The 20,316-nt window shown below is 35.9% G+C and carries 22 protein-coding genes and 1 other RNA gene; 7 read left to right on the top strand and 16 right to left on the bottom strand.

The genetic code is table 11. The annotated features are described in order from the left end of the window. Positions 1-58: 58 nt before the first annotated feature. The 5 genes from N0K73_RS06275 to N0K73_RS06255 form a co-directional block, all read right to left on the bottom strand. Positions 59-673 (bottom strand): CadD family cadmium resistance transporter, encoded by a 615-nt coding sequence (locus N0K73_RS06275; RefSeq protein WP_112250256.1) that lies wholly within the window; start codon positions 671-673, stop codon positions 59-61. A 52-nt stretch (positions 674-725) separates the two neighbouring features. Next, positions 726-971 carry a hypothetical protein gene (locus N0K73_RS06270; RefSeq protein WP_112250258.1) on the bottom strand — a complete coding sequence of 82 codons (246 nt, stop codon included), beginning with the start codon at positions 969-971 and terminating at the stop codon, positions 726-728. An 87-nt stretch (positions 972-1,058) separates the two neighbouring features. Beyond that, a complete protein-coding gene (locus N0K73_RS06265; RefSeq protein ID WP_112250260.1) occupies positions 1,059-2,114 on the bottom strand; it encodes a hypothetical protein in 1,056 nt (351 codons plus the stop codon). 2 nt (positions 2,115-2,116) lie between these two features. Then, a complete protein-coding gene (locus N0K73_RS06260; protein ID WP_284068363.1) occupies positions 2,117-4,363 on the bottom strand; it encodes a transglycosylase domain-containing protein in 2,247 nt (748 codons plus the stop codon). A gap of 121 nt (positions 4,364-4,484) precedes the next feature. Continuing rightward, positions 4,485-4,799, bottom strand: coding sequence for an ArsR/SmtB family transcription factor (locus tag N0K73_RS06255; RefSeq protein WP_225416484.1), 315 nt, complete (start codon positions 4,797-4,799; stop codon positions 4,485-4,487). A 156-nt stretch (positions 4,800-4,955) separates the two neighbouring features. On the opposite strand from N0K73_RS06255, the gene N0K73_RS06250 reads away from it, so the two are divergent. Together N0K73_RS06250 and N0K73_RS06245 are read left to right on the top strand one after the other, a co-directional pair. Beyond that, positions 4,956-5,690 carry a peptidylprolyl isomerase gene (locus tag N0K73_RS06250; protein ID WP_112250266.1) on the top strand — a complete coding sequence of 245 codons (735 nt, stop codon included), beginning with the start codon at positions 4,956-4,958 and terminating at the stop codon, positions 5,688-5,690. Positions 5,691-5,763: 73 nt separating this feature from the next. Next, positions 5,764-6,090, top strand: a complete 327-nt coding sequence (locus N0K73_RS06245; RefSeq protein WP_057973767.1) for a heavy metal-binding domain-containing protein — start codon at positions 5,764-5,766, stop codon at positions 6,088-6,090. Between the two features lie 83 nt (positions 6,091-6,173). On the opposite strand, the gene N0K73_RS06240 is transcribed toward N0K73_RS06245, so the two are convergent. Next, positions 6,174-6,740, bottom strand: a complete 567-nt coding sequence (locus N0K73_RS06240; RefSeq protein WP_112250268.1) for a DapH/DapD/GlmU-related protein — start codon at positions 6,738-6,740, stop codon at positions 6,174-6,176. A 123-nt stretch (positions 6,741-6,863) separates the two neighbouring features. Between N0K73_RS06240 and N0K73_RS06235 the strand changes: the two genes are divergently transcribed. Next, a complete protein-coding gene (locus tag N0K73_RS06235; protein WP_112250270.1) occupies positions 6,864-7,730 on the top strand; it encodes a LysR family transcriptional regulator in 867 nt (288 codons plus the stop codon). A 143-nt stretch (positions 7,731-7,873) separates the two neighbouring features. Here N0K73_RS06235 and ssrA read toward each other — a convergent pair. Further along, positions 7,874-8,244: a transfer-messenger RNA gene (gene ssrA, locus N0K73_RS06230) on the bottom strand. Positions 8,245-8,368: 124 nt separating this feature from the next. Here ssrA and N0K73_RS06225 point away from each other — a divergent pair. Continuing rightward, positions 8,369-8,998 (top strand): NAD(P)-dependent oxidoreductase, encoded by a 630-nt coding sequence (locus N0K73_RS06225; protein WP_057973764.1) that lies wholly within the window; start codon positions 8,369-8,371, stop codon positions 8,996-8,998. A 79-nt stretch (positions 8,999-9,077) separates the two neighbouring features. On the opposite strand, the gene N0K73_RS06220 is transcribed toward N0K73_RS06225, so the two are convergent. The 4 genes from N0K73_RS06220 to N0K73_RS06205 form a co-directional block, all read right to left on the bottom strand. After that, positions 9,078-9,884 carry a Cof-type HAD-IIB family hydrolase gene (locus tag N0K73_RS06220; RefSeq protein ID WP_181647369.1) on the bottom strand — a complete coding sequence of 269 codons (807 nt, stop codon included), beginning with the start codon at positions 9,882-9,884 and terminating at the stop codon, positions 9,078-9,080. A 102-nt stretch (positions 9,885-9,986) separates the two neighbouring features. Further along, complete coding sequence (locus N0K73_RS06215) at positions 9,987-10,793, bottom strand: Cof-type HAD-IIB family hydrolase (RefSeq protein WP_112250274.1); 807 nt, start codon at positions 10,791-10,793, stop codon at positions 9,987-9,989. 33 nt (positions 10,794-10,826) lie between these two features. After that, on the bottom strand, positions 10,827-11,099 hold the full coding sequence (locus tag N0K73_RS06210) for a hypothetical protein (RefSeq protein ID WP_057973761.1): 273 nt from the start codon (positions 11,097-11,099) through the stop codon (positions 10,827-10,829). Between the two features lie 123 nt (positions 11,100-11,222). Continuing rightward, positions 11,223-12,605 (bottom strand): L,D-transpeptidase family protein, encoded by a 1,383-nt coding sequence (locus N0K73_RS06205; protein WP_112250276.1) that lies wholly within the window; start codon positions 12,603-12,605, stop codon positions 11,223-11,225. 440 nt (positions 12,606-13,045) lie between these two features. Between N0K73_RS06205 and trpX the strand changes: the two genes are divergently transcribed. The 3 genes from trpX to N0K73_RS06190 are packed head-to-tail and all read left to right on the top strand — an operon-like array spanning position 13,046 to position 15,701. Then, the gene (gene trpX, locus N0K73_RS06200; protein ID WP_057973759.1) at positions 13,046-14,044 is read left to right on the top strand and encodes a tryptophan ABC transporter substrate-binding protein; all 999 of its coding nucleotides are present in this window, start codon (positions 13,046-13,048) and stop codon (positions 14,042-14,044) included. Continuing rightward, entirely contained in the window at positions 14,041-14,934 is an 894-nt protein-coding gene (locus tag N0K73_RS06195; RefSeq protein ID WP_057973758.1) for an ABC transporter permease, read from the top strand. The genes trpX and N0K73_RS06195 overlap by 4 nt, the downstream gene beginning before the upstream one ends. Next, positions 14,931-15,701, top strand: a complete 771-nt coding sequence (locus N0K73_RS06190) for an ABC transporter ATP-binding protein (protein WP_112250278.1) — start codon at positions 14,931-14,933, stop codon at positions 15,699-15,701. The genes N0K73_RS06195 and N0K73_RS06190 overlap by 4 nt, the downstream gene beginning before the upstream one ends. Positions 15,702-15,740: 39 nt before the next feature. On the opposite strand, the gene N0K73_RS06185 is transcribed toward N0K73_RS06190, so the two are convergent. The 5 genes from N0K73_RS06185 to N0K73_RS06165 form a co-directional block, all read right to left on the bottom strand. Continuing rightward, positions 15,741-16,907 carry an MDR family MFS transporter gene (locus N0K73_RS06185; RefSeq protein WP_057973756.1) on the bottom strand — a complete coding sequence of 389 codons (1,167 nt, stop codon included), beginning with the start codon at positions 16,905-16,907 and terminating at the stop codon, positions 15,741-15,743. A gap of 26 nt (positions 16,908-16,933) precedes the next feature. Beyond that, positions 16,934-18,208 carry a cation:dicarboxylate symporter family transporter gene (locus N0K73_RS06180; RefSeq protein WP_112250280.1) on the bottom strand — a complete coding sequence of 425 codons (1,275 nt, stop codon included), beginning with the start codon at positions 18,206-18,208 and terminating at the stop codon, positions 16,934-16,936. A 142-nt stretch (positions 18,209-18,350) separates the two neighbouring features. Continuing rightward, a complete protein-coding gene (locus N0K73_RS06175; protein ID WP_057973754.1) occupies positions 18,351-18,833 on the bottom strand; it encodes a universal stress protein in 483 nt (160 codons plus the stop codon). A gap of 39 nt (positions 18,834-18,872) precedes the next feature. After that, on the bottom strand, positions 18,873-19,046 hold the full coding sequence (locus tag N0K73_RS06170) for a hypothetical protein (protein ID WP_169787605.1): 174 nt from the start codon (positions 19,044-19,046) through the stop codon (positions 18,873-18,875). Between the two features lie 56 nt (positions 19,047-19,102). Further along, complete coding sequence (locus N0K73_RS06165; RefSeq protein ID WP_112250282.1) at positions 19,103-20,254, bottom strand: aminotransferase class I/II-fold pyridoxal phosphate-dependent enzyme; 1,152 nt, start codon at positions 20,252-20,254, stop codon at positions 19,103-19,105. Positions 20,255-20,316: the final 62 nt, after the last annotated feature.

Here is a 20,316-nt window from a genome sequence, read left to right as displayed (position 1 = left end):
GACCTCTAACAATCATTATAATCAAATAATATGATTTTTTTTAGTCTTTTCTTTGAGTTTATATAAATGATAATAATTTCTCGAAGGTACCATTCTCGTAAACAATATATAGTCCTAAGATAATATACACCGCTGCCGTAATCCATCGGCCGTATTTATCAAAAGCTTTAGCAATTAATGGTATCTTACCAAAAAAATAACCCATGATACAAAATAAAGTCATCATAAAGAAAAAAGTAATTAAAACAATAATTAATTGACTCATTGTTAACGTTACAAAGAATGGTACATAAATACCAATATTATCTGCTCCACATGTAATAATTGTTATTAACGCTACATCAATAATAATTCTAGCCTTGCCACTCGCGTGCAGTTGTTTATTAACCGATTCTTCGCCATCATCTTCGTCATTGATGATGACCATGATTCCCATAACAATCGGAATAAATCCCAGCAATCCTAAAATCCAGGGATCTGGTATTAACCCAAGAATAAAACTAATAAATAATGCGGCGGAGACCAAAACAGTTGTACCCAAGAGGTCTCCTAAGTACACATATGTGAATGCCTTTGACTTTTTAATTCGGCCAAAAATAATCATTAAGATAACTAAATAATCAATACTTGTGGAAATATAAGCTGTAACTCCAGAAAGAATGGTTGTTGTCATTATTTACCCCTATTATTTTGATAATCACTTAATATATACACTATCAAATTCCTTATTTTTTTGTTGTACTAGTGAGCAATGAACTGCCTTCATTCCCCGTGTTACTTGATTCTTTAGATTCTACTTTCGACGAAGATTCAACTGTTGAACTACTTGATTCTTTAGTTGAACTGGAATCTGCTTTTTTTTCAGACGCACTTGAAGAATTTGTACTTGAACTCGTCTTAACTGAGTCAGCAGATGTCCCACCTGAACCTCCTTGCTGAACGATAACTTTCAGTTTATCTGTCCTTTTCAATAGTTTACCTTCGCTTGGATCCGATATTATATCACTTTTTCTAGCCCATTTACGTGTAAATTCTACTTTTATATCGTTTTTATCGGCCTAGCTTTGTGCCTCAGATTGAGAGGTGAATTTAGGTATTTTTATATAATCCTTGGCTTGCTTTTCATCAAATTTTTGTTTTATCAATGTGTCAGACAAATTTTTCTTAAGCGCGTCTAAATTTTTATTCGCTTGTTTTTCATCTAAAAGATCTTTTTTATAATCGTTAAATACTTGATACTGTTCCGTTTGTTTCGCTAAATCTTTTGCAATTACTTTTTCAATTTCATTTAAAAAAGCTAAATTTTTCCATGAATAATTCAGATGTCCTACCGCGGTTGTATAATCATTGATTTGCTGATTAGTGCTATCTTTTAAAATAACCACATCACCTGAAGTCGGTTCGTAAGTAACTGTCTTCTTTGCAATATCAATCACACCGTTTATTGCCGTTGCATCTTTTGCCAACTTCAATTGTCGTTTATAAATACGTTGCGCAAACTCATCTTTATTGGAAGAATCAATCAATAATTGATTAATGTATCCGAATTGTGAGTTGTTCAATTTTTGAATAGTTTCAGGCGTTACGCTAGGTTTAATTGTTTCATTATCACCCTTTACAAACATATCTTGATATAACGCGTTCACTTTTACTTTTTTCACTATATCGTCGTATTTCGTCTGGTAATCGACACGTGAATTAGCTGAAATATGGGTTAACGTTTGGCGTAATTTTTTCATTTCGGTTGTCGTTGCCGCAGACGTTAAATCTTCCGTTTTAATATTATAGTTCTTTGCATAAATTTCATTAAAGTTTTGTTTCGCCGCTTTAGATTCAGCGTTAGAATCGTAGAGTGAATCTGGCGTTTGCTTGGCCATTGTTAACTCTGAATTATCGTTTTTAGACCAATCAAGACTAATTCGATAACGATTAACGACCGTATAAACACTCCAAATAGTCAACCCGATAGTCACAAATAACAAAAGACGATATACTTGTTTCCAAAAATTTCTTGGCCCTTTTTTTGGAGTTTGTCCTTTTTTTAAATTAGTTTCGTCTTCTCGCTTAACCAGTTTTTCATTTTTTTGTTTCTTACCCCTTAACCTTGGCTCCATTTTCACTCACCCTCTAACATCTCTTTAGCCGACTTGATTCCAACATTGGCCTTATCTAGTTTTTTCTGAGTTAAATCTAATTTATCATTTGTATCTTTCTTCCATGATCCAATTTTGTATGAATCAGGTTTTTTTTGATAAGCAATATCTTCAAATTTAACTTTTAAAATGTCCTTATCTATTGTTTTTGATAAATATGTTTTGTATACTTTTGCTTTTTTCAAGTCAATCGTTTCTGGTTCCTTAACACCTAATACGACCACTTTATCATTGGGTTCATATTGGGCTGAAAGACCTATTCCTGACAATTGGTTAACAGTTGATGGCTTTTCCCACTCACTATTATCCGCATCATTTTCTTTTGAAAAATGTTCCATCAAATCACGATATAAATTGACGTTTGTCATTGCAGAAGCGGCATCTGTGATGTAATGTCCCTTTTTCATTGGTTCATCGTAGCCCAGCCACATTGAGACAGATGTGGACTTAGTGAACCCATTCATCCAAACATCCATATTCGCATTTTCAGGGAATTTAGCTGCCGCTGAGTATCCAACAGTTCCCGTTTTCATTGCTTGATGGATTCCATTTATTTTAGCATTTGGTGCTGTCCCACCAGCGTTAGGGACACCTTCCATCATTGAAGTCAATATAAAAGCGGTTGAAGCCTTCATTGCACGTTTACCAATAACATCATATTTTTTTACACTGTTATCTGAAAATTTTAAACTAGTAACATAACGGGCAGCATGATAAGTACCACCATTTGAAACAGCCCCATACGCTGTCGCCATTTGTTCAGTGGAGACATCAAGTCCAATAGCTTGTGATCCTGCCGGAGCATTGGTTTGAGGCATACCGATTTGAGTTAAGAATTGAGCAGCTTTTGCACTACCAACGGTATCTAGTGTCCTAATCGCCGGTGTATTTGCTGAAACCCGTAGCGCATTTTGCATTGTTATTGACCGATAACTAACATCATCAAAGTTTTGAGCCAGTAAATTAGTTCCGCGGTAAGCGTAAGCAGTTCCATCTAGCGCATGCGTTGTTGCCCATCCAAAATATTCAATTGCAGGACCGTAATCTAGCAGTGGTTTAATTCCTGATCCTGATGAGCGTTGAGTAGATATTGCTCGATTATAACTAAAAGCTGTTTTTTGATGGCGTCCCCCATATTGAGCAACAATATTCCCCGTTTTAGGGTCGGTTATTGTAATGGCCGATTGTTCAGTTGAATCCTGATAATATTTTTCATCATCGGCTAGTTTTTTTACATAAGCATTCTTGCTTGAATCAAGTGCCGTATTAATTTGAAGCGGCGTCTTTGATAAATCATAGCCTTTATCACTCACCTGTTCTAATGCCGAAGTAACATACGCATTATTTTCAAGAATTTTTTTTGTGACAGAGTTCTCCATCCAATGACGTTTTTTCAAATCTTTAGTCACTGACTCCGCTATTGCTATTTTGTATTGAGACTTTGTAATAACTTTATTCTCCAAGCCAGTCTTTAGAACGATATTTCGACGCGCTCGAACTGCTTTAGGATTTGAATACAAATTATAAGTAGATGGCGCCTGACCCAATCCCGCAATAATTGCCTGTTGACTGACACTTAATTGTTTTAACGTTTTACCAAAATAAGTTTCCGAAATAGTTTGGGCCCCGTAAGAACCTTCGCCCAAACTCATTTTATTGATATAGAATTCTAAAATTTGGTCTTTACTATAGTTGTGATATAACTGTTGCGCTAGAAAAAATTCTTTTATTTTCCGATCTACGGTCCGATCTTTATTGCTTGTTGAAAAAACAGTTAATTTAATTAATTGTTGTTCAATGCTTGATCCACCCCGAACTTCCCCCTTACCCACAGCTGATTTAACGGTCGAAAAAGCGGCATTAGCTAGCCCAGATGGTGAAAATCCTGCATCTTTATAAAAGGTTTGATCCTCAGTCGATAATAAAAGGTCACTGTAAATTTTAGGAATATCCTTTGCCTTCACATATACCCGTTTATTTAAAGCGGAAGACCAAATTAGTTGTCCCTCCCTGTCGTACATATTAGAGCTAGCATCTGAGATTAATTCCTGACTAGTAACAGTTGGAACCGACTTAATAACCGCGGCAACGTACAGACTAATCGCGGCTACCCCCAATAAAAGTAAAACACTAAATATCGCGACATATCTAAAAATATGTGGGTGTCTGTATCGCCATTTTGTTTTCTTAATTTTTTCTTGTTTTTCCATTATGCCATCCCCACTTTTGCGACGTGGGTCATTTGTTCTATGTATAAATTTAATTTTTCCCATTTAAATTCGTTTTTAATAAACATGATATACCCCCAATAATCTAATCACATGCCACATTTTAATGATGTAAAACATGATTTGCGTGTTTTAACGTTTGCGTCAATATACTAATAATATGCTGGTCTTCAAGTCTGTAATAACTTAATTTACCCACCTTGCGTACCGTAACCAGCTGATGTTGTTTAAACAGCTGTAACTGATGTGAAACAACTGACTGTTCAATTCCTAGCCGATCCTTAATTTGAGAAACCGTTAACTCCGTTTGCTCAAGTAGATACATAATTTGCATTCTAGTTGGGTTACTTAACAATTTAAATATTTTTTGAGCTTCGACCGCATCATTTTGTGAAATAAGTATTAAGTTATCCTTCAATGGTAAGTCCCCCCTTGTTAAACGTATGTTAAATATAACATTCATATTCTTCTTATTCAAGCGCTATCATTTCGTTTCAATTTAAAACTTGTACAACCATTATCGTCTACGTTAAACTGTAGTAAGTAAATAATAGAAAGAAAGTTTGGGGTCACTATGAAAAGTAAAAAAATAATCAGTTTAATCGCAATAATCGTCATCATTATTCTTGGAGGAATCTGTTTTTTCTTCTATCATCAAAATACAAAAGCAACGAATGTTTCAGAAAGTGACTCATCTTCGAGCGTGGCATCAAATGTAGCGTTACCGCAACTTAGTTCGACAGTATCAAAAAAAGAAGCTGTTGTTGAGCTTCAAACAACAAAGGGTAATATTAAAATTAAATTATTCCCCGAATATGCACCGAAAGCCGTTAAAAATTTCTTGACTCACAGTAAAAAAGGATATTACAATAATACTCTTTTCCATCGTGTTATTAATGAATTCATGATCCAAGGTGGAGATCCCAAGGGAGATGGTACTGGTGGAGAAAGTATTTATGGCAAACCTTTCGGCACTGAAATTTCGAAAAGTCTCTACCATATTCGCGGTGCCCTAGCAATGGCTCAAACATCTGAACCTAATTCAATTGGTAGTCAATTCTACATCGTTCAAAATAATGAAGATGTAAGTACAAGTGCCGATATTAAAGATGGAACGCCTTCAAAAATTCTAGACGCATATAAAAAAGGTGGAACGCCTTCTCTAGATGGTACTTACACCGTCTTCGGTCAGGTTATTGAGGGAATGGATGTTGTCGATAAGATTGCCGCCGTTGAGGTCAACTCAGGCGATAAACCCACAACGGATATTAAAGTTAATAAAATTAAAGTCATTCAAGAAGCAAAATAATAAAGCCAATTTTTAATTCATTCTAAATTGACTATGTTATGATAAAGATAATAAATAAACGGAGGTTTTATAAATGTCAGATAAAATATTAGTAGTGACAACAGAAAGTATCCCAGGTAGAGAGTACGAAGTTATTGGCGAAGTTTTCGGTCTTACAACGCAATCTAAAAACGTGATTAAAAATATCGGTGCCAGTCTTAAAAATATTGTTGGTGGCGAAATTAAAGCTTACACTGAAATGATGGCTGAATCGCGTGATACATCTATTGATCGTCTACGCGAAAATGCTGCGAGCATGGGTGCAGATGCGGTCGTTATGATGCGTTTTGATTCCGGTTCTATTGGTCAAGATATGCAATCAGTTGCTGCATATGGTACCGCAGTTCGTTATATTAAATAAAAATAATTTCAACGAATTATATAAAGTGAACCCCCCAGAATTGGATTTTTGGGGGTTTTTATTATGCTTTCTGCAAAAATTAATTAAGCTTCTTCTTCAATATTACGAACTACTTTAGCTGGACTACCAATTATAATCACGTTATCAGGAACATCTTTCGTCACAGTTGAATCAGCGCCAACAACCGAATTTTCGCCAATTGTAACTCCAGGTAAAATAGTTACATTTGCCCCAATCCATGCATTCTTCTTAACATAAATCGGTTTTACGTTAAGTCCACGCCTATTTTTAGGAGAAATTAAATGATTAACTGTGATTAACCTAGAACCCGGACCAATTAAGACCTGATCTTCAAGTGTTATTCCACCTAAATCAACAAATGTTACATTTTGATTAATAAAAATGTCTTTTCCGAATGTAATATGTTTACCAAAATCGCTATAAAAAGGCAATGAAACTATTACCGATGAATCAATTGTTTGCCCAGTTATTTTCTCCAATTGCCTTAACACCTCCTCATTGGGATAGTATCTCGAATTCAGCATCATAAGCAATTGTTCGTTACTCTGTTTCACAGAATGGATTTCGTTAAATAAGGACGAATCTTTTAAAATATCTTTTCCAACTATTTTCTTTTGTAAGTCTAACATTTACTTACCTCCTGATATCTATTCATTCTTTACTGTTCAGAGTATATACGTATCGGTTATACTTAACTAATACTTATATGTAATACCCATGTATTCTTAATCGCCATAGAAAGGAGCAGCCGAATGGAATTACGCGTTTTAACCTACTTCCTAACCGTTGCACGTGAAAAAACAATTAGCAAAGCCGCTGAAGTCTTAAATCTTTCTCAACCTACCCTTTCAAAACAATTAAAGGAATTAGAGAATGAACTAGGTGTTACTTTGTTTACTAGGGGAAATCGATTTATTACATTAACAGAAGATGGTATTTACTTGGTAAATAGAGGAACCGAAATTTTATCTTTGGTAGAGTCAACAACGACAAATCTTATCAAAAATGACGTCATTAGTGGTCAGATAACAATTGGAGGCGGAGAAACACGAGCCTTTAAATTCATCGGGGAAAGATTACACGCCTTAAGGGATAACTATCCCGACATTAACATTCATCTTTATAGTGGAAATGCGGATGATATCTTAGAAAAAGTTGACAAGGGCTTGATCGATTTTGGATTGGTTATTGATCCCGTAGAAAAGCAAAAATATGAATACATGAGACTACCTTTAGTTGATTATTCGGGCATTTTAGTCAATAACTCGCATCCCTTAGCCAATAAAGAAGTGGTCGTCGCAAACGATATTAAAGACACGCCTCTACTCATTTCAAATCAATCATTAGTTGATAATCAACTGTCTGAATGGTTGGGGGGAAGTATCGATTATTTAAATATCATTGGTACCTATAACTTACTTTATAATGCCTCGCTATTAGTAAGAGAAGGCGTCACTAGCGCCCTTTGTATTGATGGCATTATAAATACCACAGATATAAATCTAAAATTCATTCCTTTATCACCTCCATTAACCGCAAATATCAATATTGTTTGGAAAAAGAATCATCGTTTTTCAAATGCTTCAAAAGAATTTTTACGTCTCTTAATGATGGATTAGTGTCCAGTTTATTCATTTAATTTTAAAAATAAAAAAAGACAACCCGTTTTAGGAGTTGTCTTTTTTGTCTGTTATGTTGGATAGAATCTTCAAAAATATAAAATGTTACTTATATGAAGTTTTTTAATCCTATTCAAAGTGTAAAATGGAGATGGCGGGAGTCGAACCCGCGTCCAAGCATATTGCCACTCAAACATCTACGTTCATAGTTATACTATTTAAATTTCACCAGCCGTAGCGCCGTATAACAGGGCTAACACGTCTGACTAACCTGATTAGTCTCTTTTAACTTCTCCAGGTGGAAGAAGTCAACGTAAGTCCACTTAATTTAGGACCCAGATCTAGCACATGGACGATACTAGGAGGATCTACGTTAAAGCGCTATTAAGCAGCTAAAGCGTAAGTATTACTATTATTTTTTGCAGTTATAATTTAACTGAGCGTTTTAACGAAGACGCAAACTTCGAAACGCAATCCAAGCTCAACCTATACCTGTCGAATCCTGAACATCCCCATAACAACTATAAAGATACCATATTTATCCAATAAAATAAAGACGAAAGCCACTGACGTATTCTTTGACATTAAAATAACATTATCTTATTGTAGAGTCAGTTATCAGAAAAGGGGTTCTTAAAATGAAAATTGGCATTATTGGTGCAACTGGGAAACAAGGTCACACGACATTAAAAGAAGCATTATCTCGCGGACTAGACGTAACCGCCATTATTAGAAATAAGCGGAAATTAACGGAAGAGGTTCCCTTTATAGAAAAGGATCTTTTTGATCTCACCGCTACTGATTTGGCGCCCTTCGATGTCATTGTAGATGCTTTCAATGCACCTCTTGGCCAAGAAACCTTACATCAAACATCTCTAGATCACTTAATCACTATTTTAGCTAATACGGAAAATAAACTAATTGTTGTCGGTGGTGCCAGTAGCTTATTTATTGATTCCAAAAAAACAATGGTATTAGGAGATACACCAGGATTCCCTGAATCTGCCAAACCAACAGCTAAAAGTATGCGAAATGCCCTGGCTGATCTTCGAAAGGTTACAAATTTTGATTGGACTTACCTTTCACCCGCCGCATTTTTCAATCCTAACGGTCATAAAACTGGCCATTATCAAATAGCCGGAGATGTATTAACTAAAAATGAAAAAGGTGAAAGTGAAATAAGTTATGCGGACTATGCCATCGCTTTAGTAGATGAAATTGAGGCAAACTCACATCATCAAGAACGTTTTAGCGTCGTTTCTAAATAAATTCAATTATCAGCCACTTTTAGGAAAAAAGTGGCTTTTTTGTGCAAAAAGATTAACGGTAACTACCACTTATCTTTAATTAATATTTACCCGCTAAAACATCGTCAATTAAATCTAAAACACTATCATCTTGATTTGATCCAATTCGGTGATCTGCCATTTTGGCAGCAGTCTCAGAAGCTTTAGCCATTGCAAAGCTAAGCGGCGTGTATTCCAACATCTCTGCATCATTATCATTATCTCCAACAGTTAATACTTCGCCATCTTGTATATGCCAAAGTTCTTGTAAGGCGTTCAATCCATTTCTTTTAGTGGCTTCTTTAACATTAATATCAATAAATCCAAAACCTGAAACTTTCGCAACTAGGGAATCATCAACGTTTTCTTTCAACTCAACTGCAAATTTTTTATATTCATCAAGTGGTCCATTAATTGTGACTTTAGAGATGATTTTATCAATCTTACTCAAATTAGGAACTTTAATAATATTAGGATAGTATAAATTAGCCATTTCAACAAATTTATCAGACTCACGTGCATCGATGTAGCCGCTCTGATCCGTTGACGCCAAAATACCATAACTAGGTGATATCTTTTGGATATACGAAATTGTTTCTTCATACACGATTGGATCAATATTAAATGATCTAATATGATCTTCCCCGTCATAAATGACTGCACCATTATCTGAAACATATCCAATATCTCCAGAAATACGCTTAAAAATATCTTTAATTTTCATGACTTGGTTGCCACTTGCAACTACAAAATGGATACCTTTATTTTTCATTGCAACCATTTGACGATTAAATCTAATTTCATCAAACGTTTTATCATCCCTCAAAAAAGTACCATCTAAATCAACCGCGATTATTTTAACTGTCAAAATATATTCCTCCACTTATGCTTTGATATATCCAGTATACCGCATTGGTAAGCGGATACAAAGAACTAAAAAAAGCAGTGCCTTTTTCAAAGAGCACTACCCTCAAAATTTTTGATCCAAAATATCATCAATCGTATCTAAAACGCTATCGTCTTGATTCAACCCAATTATATGGTTAGCCGATTGTTTTGCGAGTCGCGAACCAGTTGCCATTGAAAAACTGTTTGGCGTAAAGGCCAACATTTCTTGATCATTATCATTATCTCCAAACGTTGCGACCTCTTCATCCAAAATATGCCAACGATTTTGAAGTAAATTAAGTCCATTTTTCTTTGTAGCATCTACAGAATTAATATCAATATAGCCAAATCCCGATGCCTTTGCTTGTAGCTTGTGACTCATTTCGGCATTTAATTGCGCCGATATTTTTTCATAGATTGATACTGGAAAATGACCCGTTAGCATTGAAATATCATGAGTAAGCACTGCTAGGCTTTCAACTCCAGTTACCTTCGGATAGTAGTCGGTTAAATCCTGAATAAATTCAACCGGTTCACTTTTTTCATAAAATCCACCTTGGTTATTAACCGCTAATAAACCAGTCTCGGAAAATGTTTCTTTTAGATAGTTAACCGTTTCTCGATAAAGTTTGTTATCAAACAGATATTCTTTCAACAACTCTTTCGCATCTTGAACAACCGCTCCATTTTCAGCAACATAGCCTATCTTATCTTTAAATTCTTTAAAATACTCAGCGATTGCCAAAGTTGGATTGCCACTTGCAACTACAAAATGAATATCTTGTTCTTGCATTCGTTCAAATTGATGTGCAAACCTTTCTTTGTCATAAGATTTATCATCCCTTAAAAAGGTTCCGTCTAAATCCACCGCAATTAATTTAATCGTCATCTCTGCCACCTCTGACGTTATTATACATGATTTCTAAACATAACTATATTTTTCAAATGGTGTATCAAACCAATCGTAACGCATAATGATTCGCATCACGCGATTGACCGGAATCCATAATCCTGATCGAACGATGTCTTTCATCGTTTCCAAAAATAAATTGTCCCCTTGCGTACTCACAGGTTGTTTAATTTTTATAATTTCTGAGTCTTCAGTTTTTACGGTAATGACATTGTCGTTTAACGCAATGACTTGTGCTGAAACGATATTATCACTTGCTGTTACGTTATCTGGTGTATTTTTCATATTGTTAAACTTCCTTTCTGGTATAAAGTCATCCTACCCCGTTTTTATGACTTATCTATGAAGATATTAGTAATAAACCATTAAAAAAAGCTTAACCAGTCTGATAACTGGCTAAGCTTTTTATTAATAAACGATAACAGGTTCATTTTGTGAGACATTTTCAAATAAGGTTACCATTGCTTCCGGTTTTGTATTCACACAACCACCAGATCCATCTTTAAGGTATGCAGATTTACTCCAGTTTGTTCTCCAACCAGCATCATGGAATCCAATCCCACTGTTTGTGAACTGAGCCCAATAATCAACTTTTACGGAATAATTTGCTTTCCCAACTTCACTACCTTTAAGTATTGATGGTGTCTGTTTATACATGATATACCAAACACCTTTAGTCGTGTCTTCACCGGTACTTTGTTTACCCGTAACAACATCTGTCGTCAAGACCACTTTACCATCTTTATGAATCCAAGCTTTTTGTTGCGCAATTGAAACTTCAGCATACGTATCGCCAATACCCTGATTTGTAGTTGTTGTATAACCAGTTCCATAAGTATTATAGCCAACACCATACTTGTCGTTCGTTGCATCAATTGTTGCGGTTCCATTTTTCAATGCCGTTAAAATATGCGTCACAGAGTCATTAGTTCCAAGCGCCCAACCGTATGATTGACCACTAACCGAGACAGTTTCACCAGTCGCAGTTTTAAAATCATATTTTTTATTTAAAGTTGCTTGCTTCTTATTAATCTCGTCTACTTTCTCAGAAATACCGCTTGTATCAATGACATACTCACCATCTTTGACGGTCACTTTTTTAAGAATTTCTGATCCTTTTAACGTATAATCTGTTGACTGAACCTTGTAAACAGTTTGGCTGGCCGCAATCGTATCTAGTTTTTTAGTATCTGCCTTTATCACGTTACTATCAGCTGATAAAGGTTGAAGCTCAGTTTCTTTTAGCGTCGTAACACTGTTATAACTAGCTTTATCATAGGCAGCTAAAATTGCTTTAACATCATACTGATTTCCCTTCTTAGCAGGAATAACAGAGACCTTACCATCTTGCAAGACAGAGCTCGCATCAACAGCAACCGTTCTTGTTTTATTTAATTCGGTTAATCGCGTTTTCAGCTCAGATTTCAGTTGTTTTCTAATTGTCGTGTCCAATTCTTGTGGCACAATCGCATAGTTTTTCTTAACATCTGAAGGAAGAATCGTACGTTGCTTCTTCATTAACGCCTTAATTGCTTCTGTATCTTTATCGGTAAATCCAGTAGTCGTATCTTTTGCGTCAACTATCTTCGTGCTACCAACATAAATTACATTTTTTGATGTTTCATTTTTTAATTTACTGATAACTTTATCGACGCTTAATCCACTCACATCCGTATTGTTAATTTTGATTCCCTTGTTAAAATGCGTGCTCTGATTGTAACTTGCGCCGCCAAGAATTCCCAAAACTAAAATACTACCAATACTAATACCAATTTTTAGTGACTTTTTCATGGTCTTTCACCTCATATATAAATTCATAAGTATCTTCCCAACAAAAATATCATACCGCACTCTGAATGTTGAATCAATTCTGTTGTCTTTTAGATTATACTCCTTATAACTTTTAAAATCTGTTAAATAACATTTGACAATAATCTGAGATTTATCTATACTACATTTATCAACTAACTCAGAAGGGAAATCAAAGCCTATGACTCATTTACAAGTAAAACTTAATAATCGTTGGCAAAGCCGGTTATTCAGATTGTAGTCTGTTCTTACAGATGCAGTCTGTCTATTCAGATTGTATCTGTATACCGGTTTGATTTCTATTAATCAAAACCCTCTGTATGGATATCAGTACATTCATACGGGGGATTTTGTCTTTTTAAGACAGTCCTCGAATCTGAGGACTGTCTTTTTTTACCAAAAAATAAAGGAGCACATTTAAAATGAAACGATTAATTGGAACTATTATTGCGTTATTTCTATTCTTAGTGATTGCCTTTTTCTCAGCGCTTCAACCGGTATCATCAACTTCAAAAAAGGTTCCAACCGTAGGGATTCTTCAACTAACCACTCATCCCGCACTAGATGCAATCCATAAGGGCATTATTGCCGGATTAAAAACGGGTGGCTATATACCCGGCAAAACAGTTCACATTGATTTCCAAAACGCGGAGGCCGATCAAAGTAATTTAAAATCTATGAGTGATAAATTCAACAACGAGAATGTTAATCTCATGATTGGTATCGCAACACCTTCTGCACAGTCTTTGGCAAATGTTACGAAAAAAACACCTATTATTTTGGGTGCCGTGACCGATCCTAAAGGCGCCGGTTTAGTCAGCAATAATCAAAAACCCGGTAATAACATCACCGGCGTTTCTGATCAAGCCCCAATTGATGCCCAACTGGCATTAATGAAACAATTAATGCCAGACATGAAAACGGTCGGTATTCTTTATACGTCGAGTGATGATTCGGCAACAAAACAGTATCAGCAATTCAAGACTGCAGCCCTTAACTCAGGTTTAAAAGTGAAATCCGCAACCATCACGTCTACAAACGACGTTGATCAAGTGTCACAAACACTTGTATCGTCAGTTGATGCAGTCTACGTTCCGACGGATAATACTGTTGCATCAAGTATGCAAACACTCGTTAAGAACGCAACGCAAGCTAAAATTCCCGTTTTCCCTGCCGTGGACACGATGGTTAAAAATGGTGGGCTCGCTACAATTAGTATTAATCAGTACGACCTGGGCGTTGCTACAGGAAAAATGGCAGCAGATGTTCTTTCGGGTAAAAGTACCCCCGCAACGACGCCAATTAATTTTGTAAAAAAAGGTGATCTGGTTATTAATTTGAAAACAGCAAAAGCATTGAATATTACAATCCCACAAAAATTAATTGATCAAGCTAAAAGTAAAGGAGAATTAATCAAATGACAATTATTGTATCTGCTATTGGACAGGGTCTCCTCTGGGGTGTTTTAGGACTTGGCCTTTTCCTTTCATTTAGAATTTTAGATTTTCCTGATATGACTGTAGAAGGAACATTCCCAATGGGCGCTAGCGTCACAGTTATTTGTTTGGTTCATGGTATCAACCCCCTCTTAGCAACACTATTTGCATTTTTGGCAGGCACACTAGCCGGACTCGCAACTGGTTTGCTTTATACAAAAGGTAAAATACCTATTTTGTTAGCCGGAATTCTTGTTATGACAAGTTTATATTCTATTAACTTAAGAATATTAACAAAAGCAAATGTTAGTTTAATTGGTAAAGACACCATTTTTTCATCCCACTTTTTAGCTAGCTTACCCGCATCATTTGATTCCGTTGTGTTAGGCGTCATCCTAGTTGTTGTTAGCATTTGCCTGTTAGCTTTCTTTTTAAACACCGAATTGGGTCAAGCATTCATCGCAACAGGTGATAATGAAAAAATGGCTCGTTCACTCGGTATTCAAACTGATCGCATGAAAATACTAGGCCTAATGGTTTCAAATGGTTTCATTGGTCTGGCCGGTGGCTTAATCGCACAAAATAATGGGTATGCGGATATTAGTATGGGAATAGGGACCATTGTTATTGGCCTTGCTGCAATTATTATCGGTGAAGTTGTTTTCGGAAACCTATCGTTAACGGCTCGTTTGATTGCTGTTGTCATTGGTAGTATATTCTACCGATTTGTTATCTTAATTGTCTTATCATTAGGTTTTAACGCCAACGACCTAAAATTAATTTCTGCAATTATCTTAGCGTTCTGCTTAATGTTGCCCACACTCAGAAAATCGCTACGACTTAATACATTATTTGAAGGAGGACGTACAAAATGACAGAGCCCGTTTTCACACTTTCAGATATTGTCACAACAGTTAACACTGGTACTTCTGAAGAACAACAAATTCTGAAAAATTTAAATCTTACAAGTAATAAAGGCGACTTTATTACTGTTATCGGTACAAACGGTGCCGGTAAATCAACTCTTTTCAATACTATTGCCGGTAATATTAAACCCGCAAGTGGCCAGATTCTGTTAGGAACTAAAAATATTACATCTGAAAACGATATTAAACGCACAAATTATATTAGCCGTGTTTTTCAAGATCCTAAGATGGGAACGGCTCCTAGAATGACCGTCGCTGAAAATCTCTTATTGGCTTTAAATAGAGGCCGTCGTCGTAAATTCAAACCCCGTCATTTAAAACAACAAATGACAAAATTTCAAGAATTAACTAAACAAATACCAAACGGGTTGTCAGAACATTTGAACACCCCCGCTGGTAATTTATCAGGCGGACAACGCCAAACATTAAGTTTCTTAATGGCTACCTTAGTCCAACCTGACTTACTCTTATTAGATGAACATACGGCAGCCCTTGACCCTAAAACCAGTCAAGAGTTATTAAAACTAACTGCCAAAATTGTTGAACAAGAACAATTATCGTGCCTCATGATTACACATCATTTAGAAGATGCACTATCATATGGCAATCGAACTATCGTTTTAAACGATGGTCAAATCCAATCAGACTTGTCGGGCGAGGCACGCGCCAACCTATCTACGACTGATTTATTAACTTATTTTAATGATTTAGAATAGAAAAAGTGTCACAACTGCGATAGTTGTGACACTTTTTTTCTATGATTGTATGTTTGCTTTCTTCGTTGCAAGTACAACAACTGCCAAAGCAAGTAAAATTAATAATGTCGAACCGATAAATAAGCCATTGTATGATAGGCGTTCGATTACGATACCACCCACTAATGGTCCTAAAGCTTTACCGATAGATGCGGCAATATTAATTGTCCCCTGTGCCTTACCTTCTTGACCGGGTTCAGCTAGCTCATTGATCCAAGCCGGAATAGCCGGAAAGGCAACCATCTCACCTAATGTCAACAAGACCATTGAGAAGACAAAATGAGAGAAATCTTTCGCAAAAATAAGCGTTGTGAATGATAATGCGAATAATCCAATACCCATAATAATTTGTCTAAATAATGACTTCGCAATTGTCCGCGTCACAAGTGATACTAATGGTTGTCCAAAAACAATCAGTCCAGCGTTAATTGTCCATAATAAACTATATTGACTTAACGGAATATCTAACTTGTCCATATAAATTGATAAATTACTTTGCCATTGTTCATAACTTAACCAGATTACAAGGAATGTTATCCACATAGCGCCAATAATCCAAACCTTCGGATTAACGCCATTTGCTTTTTCTGATTTAGTTGGTTTAACCTTCTTACGTTTAGGGTCAACTCGGTAAGCAAAAATAGCAATAATTAAAAATATTGAGTATAAAATTAAGGCCGAAACAAAGACCATTGTAATACTAACTTCTATTATGTAGCCAACAAGTAGTGTTCCAATAACGATACCTAAATTCAATGCTAAGTAAAATAGATTAAAAACATATCGACTATCTTTTCTTCTGATAGTTGCCGCAAACGAATTCAAAACGGTCGCCACGACCCCATTGCCTAATCCTAAAATGACTAACAAAATTGGATACGCTGGCCATCCATGCATGAAGACTAATCCTAAAATAGATAACCAAGCGATAACAATTCCCACTAAAGTGGCATAGTAAGGTCGCCATTTATCGAACAAGTACCCACCCGCATAGTTTCCAATAATTGTCGCAACTGAGTTGATCAATAATACAATTCCAGAAAATGTTAAACTTTTACCCAAGTAATTATGCATGTAAATTGTTGTTAACGGCCAAACGAAACTTGAGCCCGCACTACTGATTACTGAACCAATTAATAGCCATGTTAATTTAATTTCTTTTGTCATTTTGTCCGAAAGCCCCCTTTTTAAGGTTACTTAATGTTTAATTCTTTTAAATACCTTTTATTTTTGTCACGATCAAATTCGTTTTCGGATTGTGCAATAATTACTGCTGCTAATGAGTTACCAACAACGTTGACGGTTGTACGACCCATATCTATGATTCTATCAACTCCGGCGATAAAAGCCAACCCTGAAGCCGGAACGCCAATAGTTGCAATCGTAGCCAGTAAGACGACGAATGACGCGCCAGGTACACCGGCCATCCCTTTTGATGTAATCATTAGGACAACTAGTAATGTAATTTGTTGACCAATTGAGAGATGAATATGGTAAGCCTGTGCTAAAAATAATGCCGCAATTGATTGATAAATAGCCGATCCATCAAGGTTGAATGTATATCCTGTTGGAATCACAAAGGAAACAATCCCTTTTTTAACACCAAAGTTTTCCATTTTCTCCATAATTTTAGGTAAGGCCGCCTCGGAACTTGCCGTTGAAAAAGCCAGTATCATTTCATCCTTAATTACTTTCAATAATACAATCAAATCAATTTTAAATAATTTAGCAACAAGCCCCATTACTACAATAACAAAAAAGATCATTGTTAGATAGGTCACTAGGATAAAAAATCCTAATGGCTTCAACGCTGCGACACCCAACTGGGCTATTGTAACACCGATTAAGGCAAAAACACCAATTGGCGCTAACTTCATTACCCAATTTGTTACTTTAAACATAACTTCAGATACGGCCGTAAAGAAATCAATAATCGGCTTGCCTTTTTCACCCAGCGTAGCCGTTCCAAGTCCGAATAAAACTGAGAAGAAAATGATTGGTAACATATCCCCTTCAACAAGTGACTTAAAAATATTAGTTGGAACAACGTTCATTAAAATGGTACTCAATCCGGTGGAGGTTGATTTTTCAGTCGTCACATATTGACTGATATCCACCTTACTCAAGGCCGTAATATCGATAAATTGACCTGGTTTTGTTAAGTTACCCACAATTAATCCTAATGCAATTGCAATCGTGGTCATAATTTCAAAGTAAATTAATGTTTTCCCACCGATTCTACCTAACTTGTGGATATCTCCCATATTGGCGATTCCGACAACCAGACACGAAACAACAATCGGTAATACGATCATTTTAATCATATTGATAAAGATGGTCCCAAGTGGTTGAAGCGAATTAATAATAAGTTTATTTTGGTAACCAAGAGCCCCAATAATAACACCTAAAATTAATCCAATTAGTATTTGCCAACCAAGACTTACTCGGTACGCTTTGTAATATTTCAATTTAACCATCCTCACTATATTTTAATTTACTAATCATAATCTTATCACAAATACGAACTTTTTTGTCATTTTTATAAAAAAAAAGAGCAAAAAACTAAATTATTAGTTTTTCCCCCTTTTATTATTCTGTTTTTAAAGATATTTATCTAATCACGCTAACAGAACATTGTGCATTTTGTGCCATGTAGCTTGCCTGTGATCCAATGAACATCTTTTTAGAGCCGCTTGGTTTATTTGTTTTTGACCCACAAATTAAGATATCTGGTTTAAATTCTGGAATAATATGTTCTACAATTTCAGAACCAGGTCTACCAGCGGAAACAATTGCTTCAACATGTTCAACCCCAAAATCACGTGCTTTATCTACGTAACGTTCAATACTTTCTTCAAGTGATTGCCTTTTTTTCTTAATAACGTCTGGCGTCATAGAATCAAAAATATTCATATCACTAGTCTCCAAAATAGAAACGATCCCTAATGGAATTTGCTGTAGTTTGGCCAACGCTACCGCATAATTAAAAGCTAAGATAGACGATGCTGAATCGTCCTCATCTATGGCAACTAAAACGCGTTTGAATGTCACCGGTGTTATCTCAAAATCTAATTTTTCTAATCTATTATTCATATCGTCACTCCTTACTTGTTATCTTGTCAATCTCACGAGCTACTTGCGCCAATTACTAGGGCTCCAAAGTTGTCCCTCCATTGAACCATGCAAACTTTCAATCTCAACTGCTTGATCTTTTAACAGCGTAATCGTTGCCTCAATTAGTAATTTATTTTCTTTTGTTTCAATTTTTTTCAATTCGGTAATTGTCCATTCAACATTTCCATCCATTTTAATCACTCCTTTAGCTACCACAAACGTACCATAAATAGGTTAATAATTTGACTTTAATGCCCAATGTTCTTTAACGCAATGACAACCTTTTCTAATTGTTCATCGCTAGCAGCGAAGCTTACTCTAAAGTACCCCTCACCGAATTCGGTAAACGCGCTACCTGGAATAACGGCCACTTTTTCTTGTATCGCAAGTTTCCGACAAAATTCTACGGACGTTACCTTTAACTTCTCAGGTACTTGGACGAACAGATAAAATGTTCCGTCCGGCTTAATTAAATTATAACCTATTTTTTTTAACAATGTAACCAGTCTGTCACGTCTTGTCTGATAAATATCTCTCATTGAAACACTATCTTGCTTACCATTTGTGACTGCTTCAAGCGCAGCTACCTGAGATAATGTCGCCGCAGTTGTCACATGATATTGATGAACTTTTTTCATGGCGGTAATTAATCGTTCTTCTGCCAATACAAACCCAATTCGCCAACCAGTCATAGCGTGTGATTTAGACAATCCCATTATTAAAATAGTCCCTTCAGGATATAAGCTAGCCATCGAAATATGAGGTTGATCGTAAGTTAATTCACAATAGATTTCATCACTCATTACCCAAATACCGTTCATTTTCAGAATATCTTTAATGGCAGATAACTCTGCACAGTCGTACGATATTCCAGTGGGATTGGTTGGATAATTAAAAATAAAACCTACGATCGATTTATCCTTATTTTGACCTAACGTTTCTTCAATGAGCGCTGCCGTGACTCTAAAATTTGTTGCACGAGTGTCCATAAATATAGGCTTAACGCCTTGCAATGCCATTAACGGAAGATATGCCGGATAACACGGAACTGGTATCAGAACATAGTCTCCGGGTGCCGTTATCGTTTTAAGCGCCGTTGCAATTGCTTCGGTTGCGCCTACGGTTACCAAAACGTTAGACGCCCTATAATTTAGTTCAAATTTTTCGTTATAGTACTCAGCGGTAGCTCGTCGTAATTCTGGATTACCCGCAGAGGCCTCATAATGCGTTTTACCCTGGTCAAGCGCTCTTTTTGTCGCATCCATAATATGCTGTGGCGTGACAAAATTAGGCTCACCCAAGGTTAGTTTGCTAACACCATCTATTTTTGAAACCCATTCATCAAATTGACGAATGCCTGATAATTCTATCTGATCAACCGCCGCATTAATTTTGATCATTAAGACACCTTCTCCGAGTTAGAATAAGCCTTAATTATACACCAAAAAAAATAACGATTTAT

The organism is Dellaglioa algida (genome assembly GCF_030127605.1).
GTDB classification, from domain to species: Bacteria; Bacillota; Bacilli; order Lactobacillales; family Lactobacillaceae; genus Dellaglioa; species Dellaglioa algida.
This window is presented reverse-complemented; position numbering and strand designations above follow the sequence as displayed.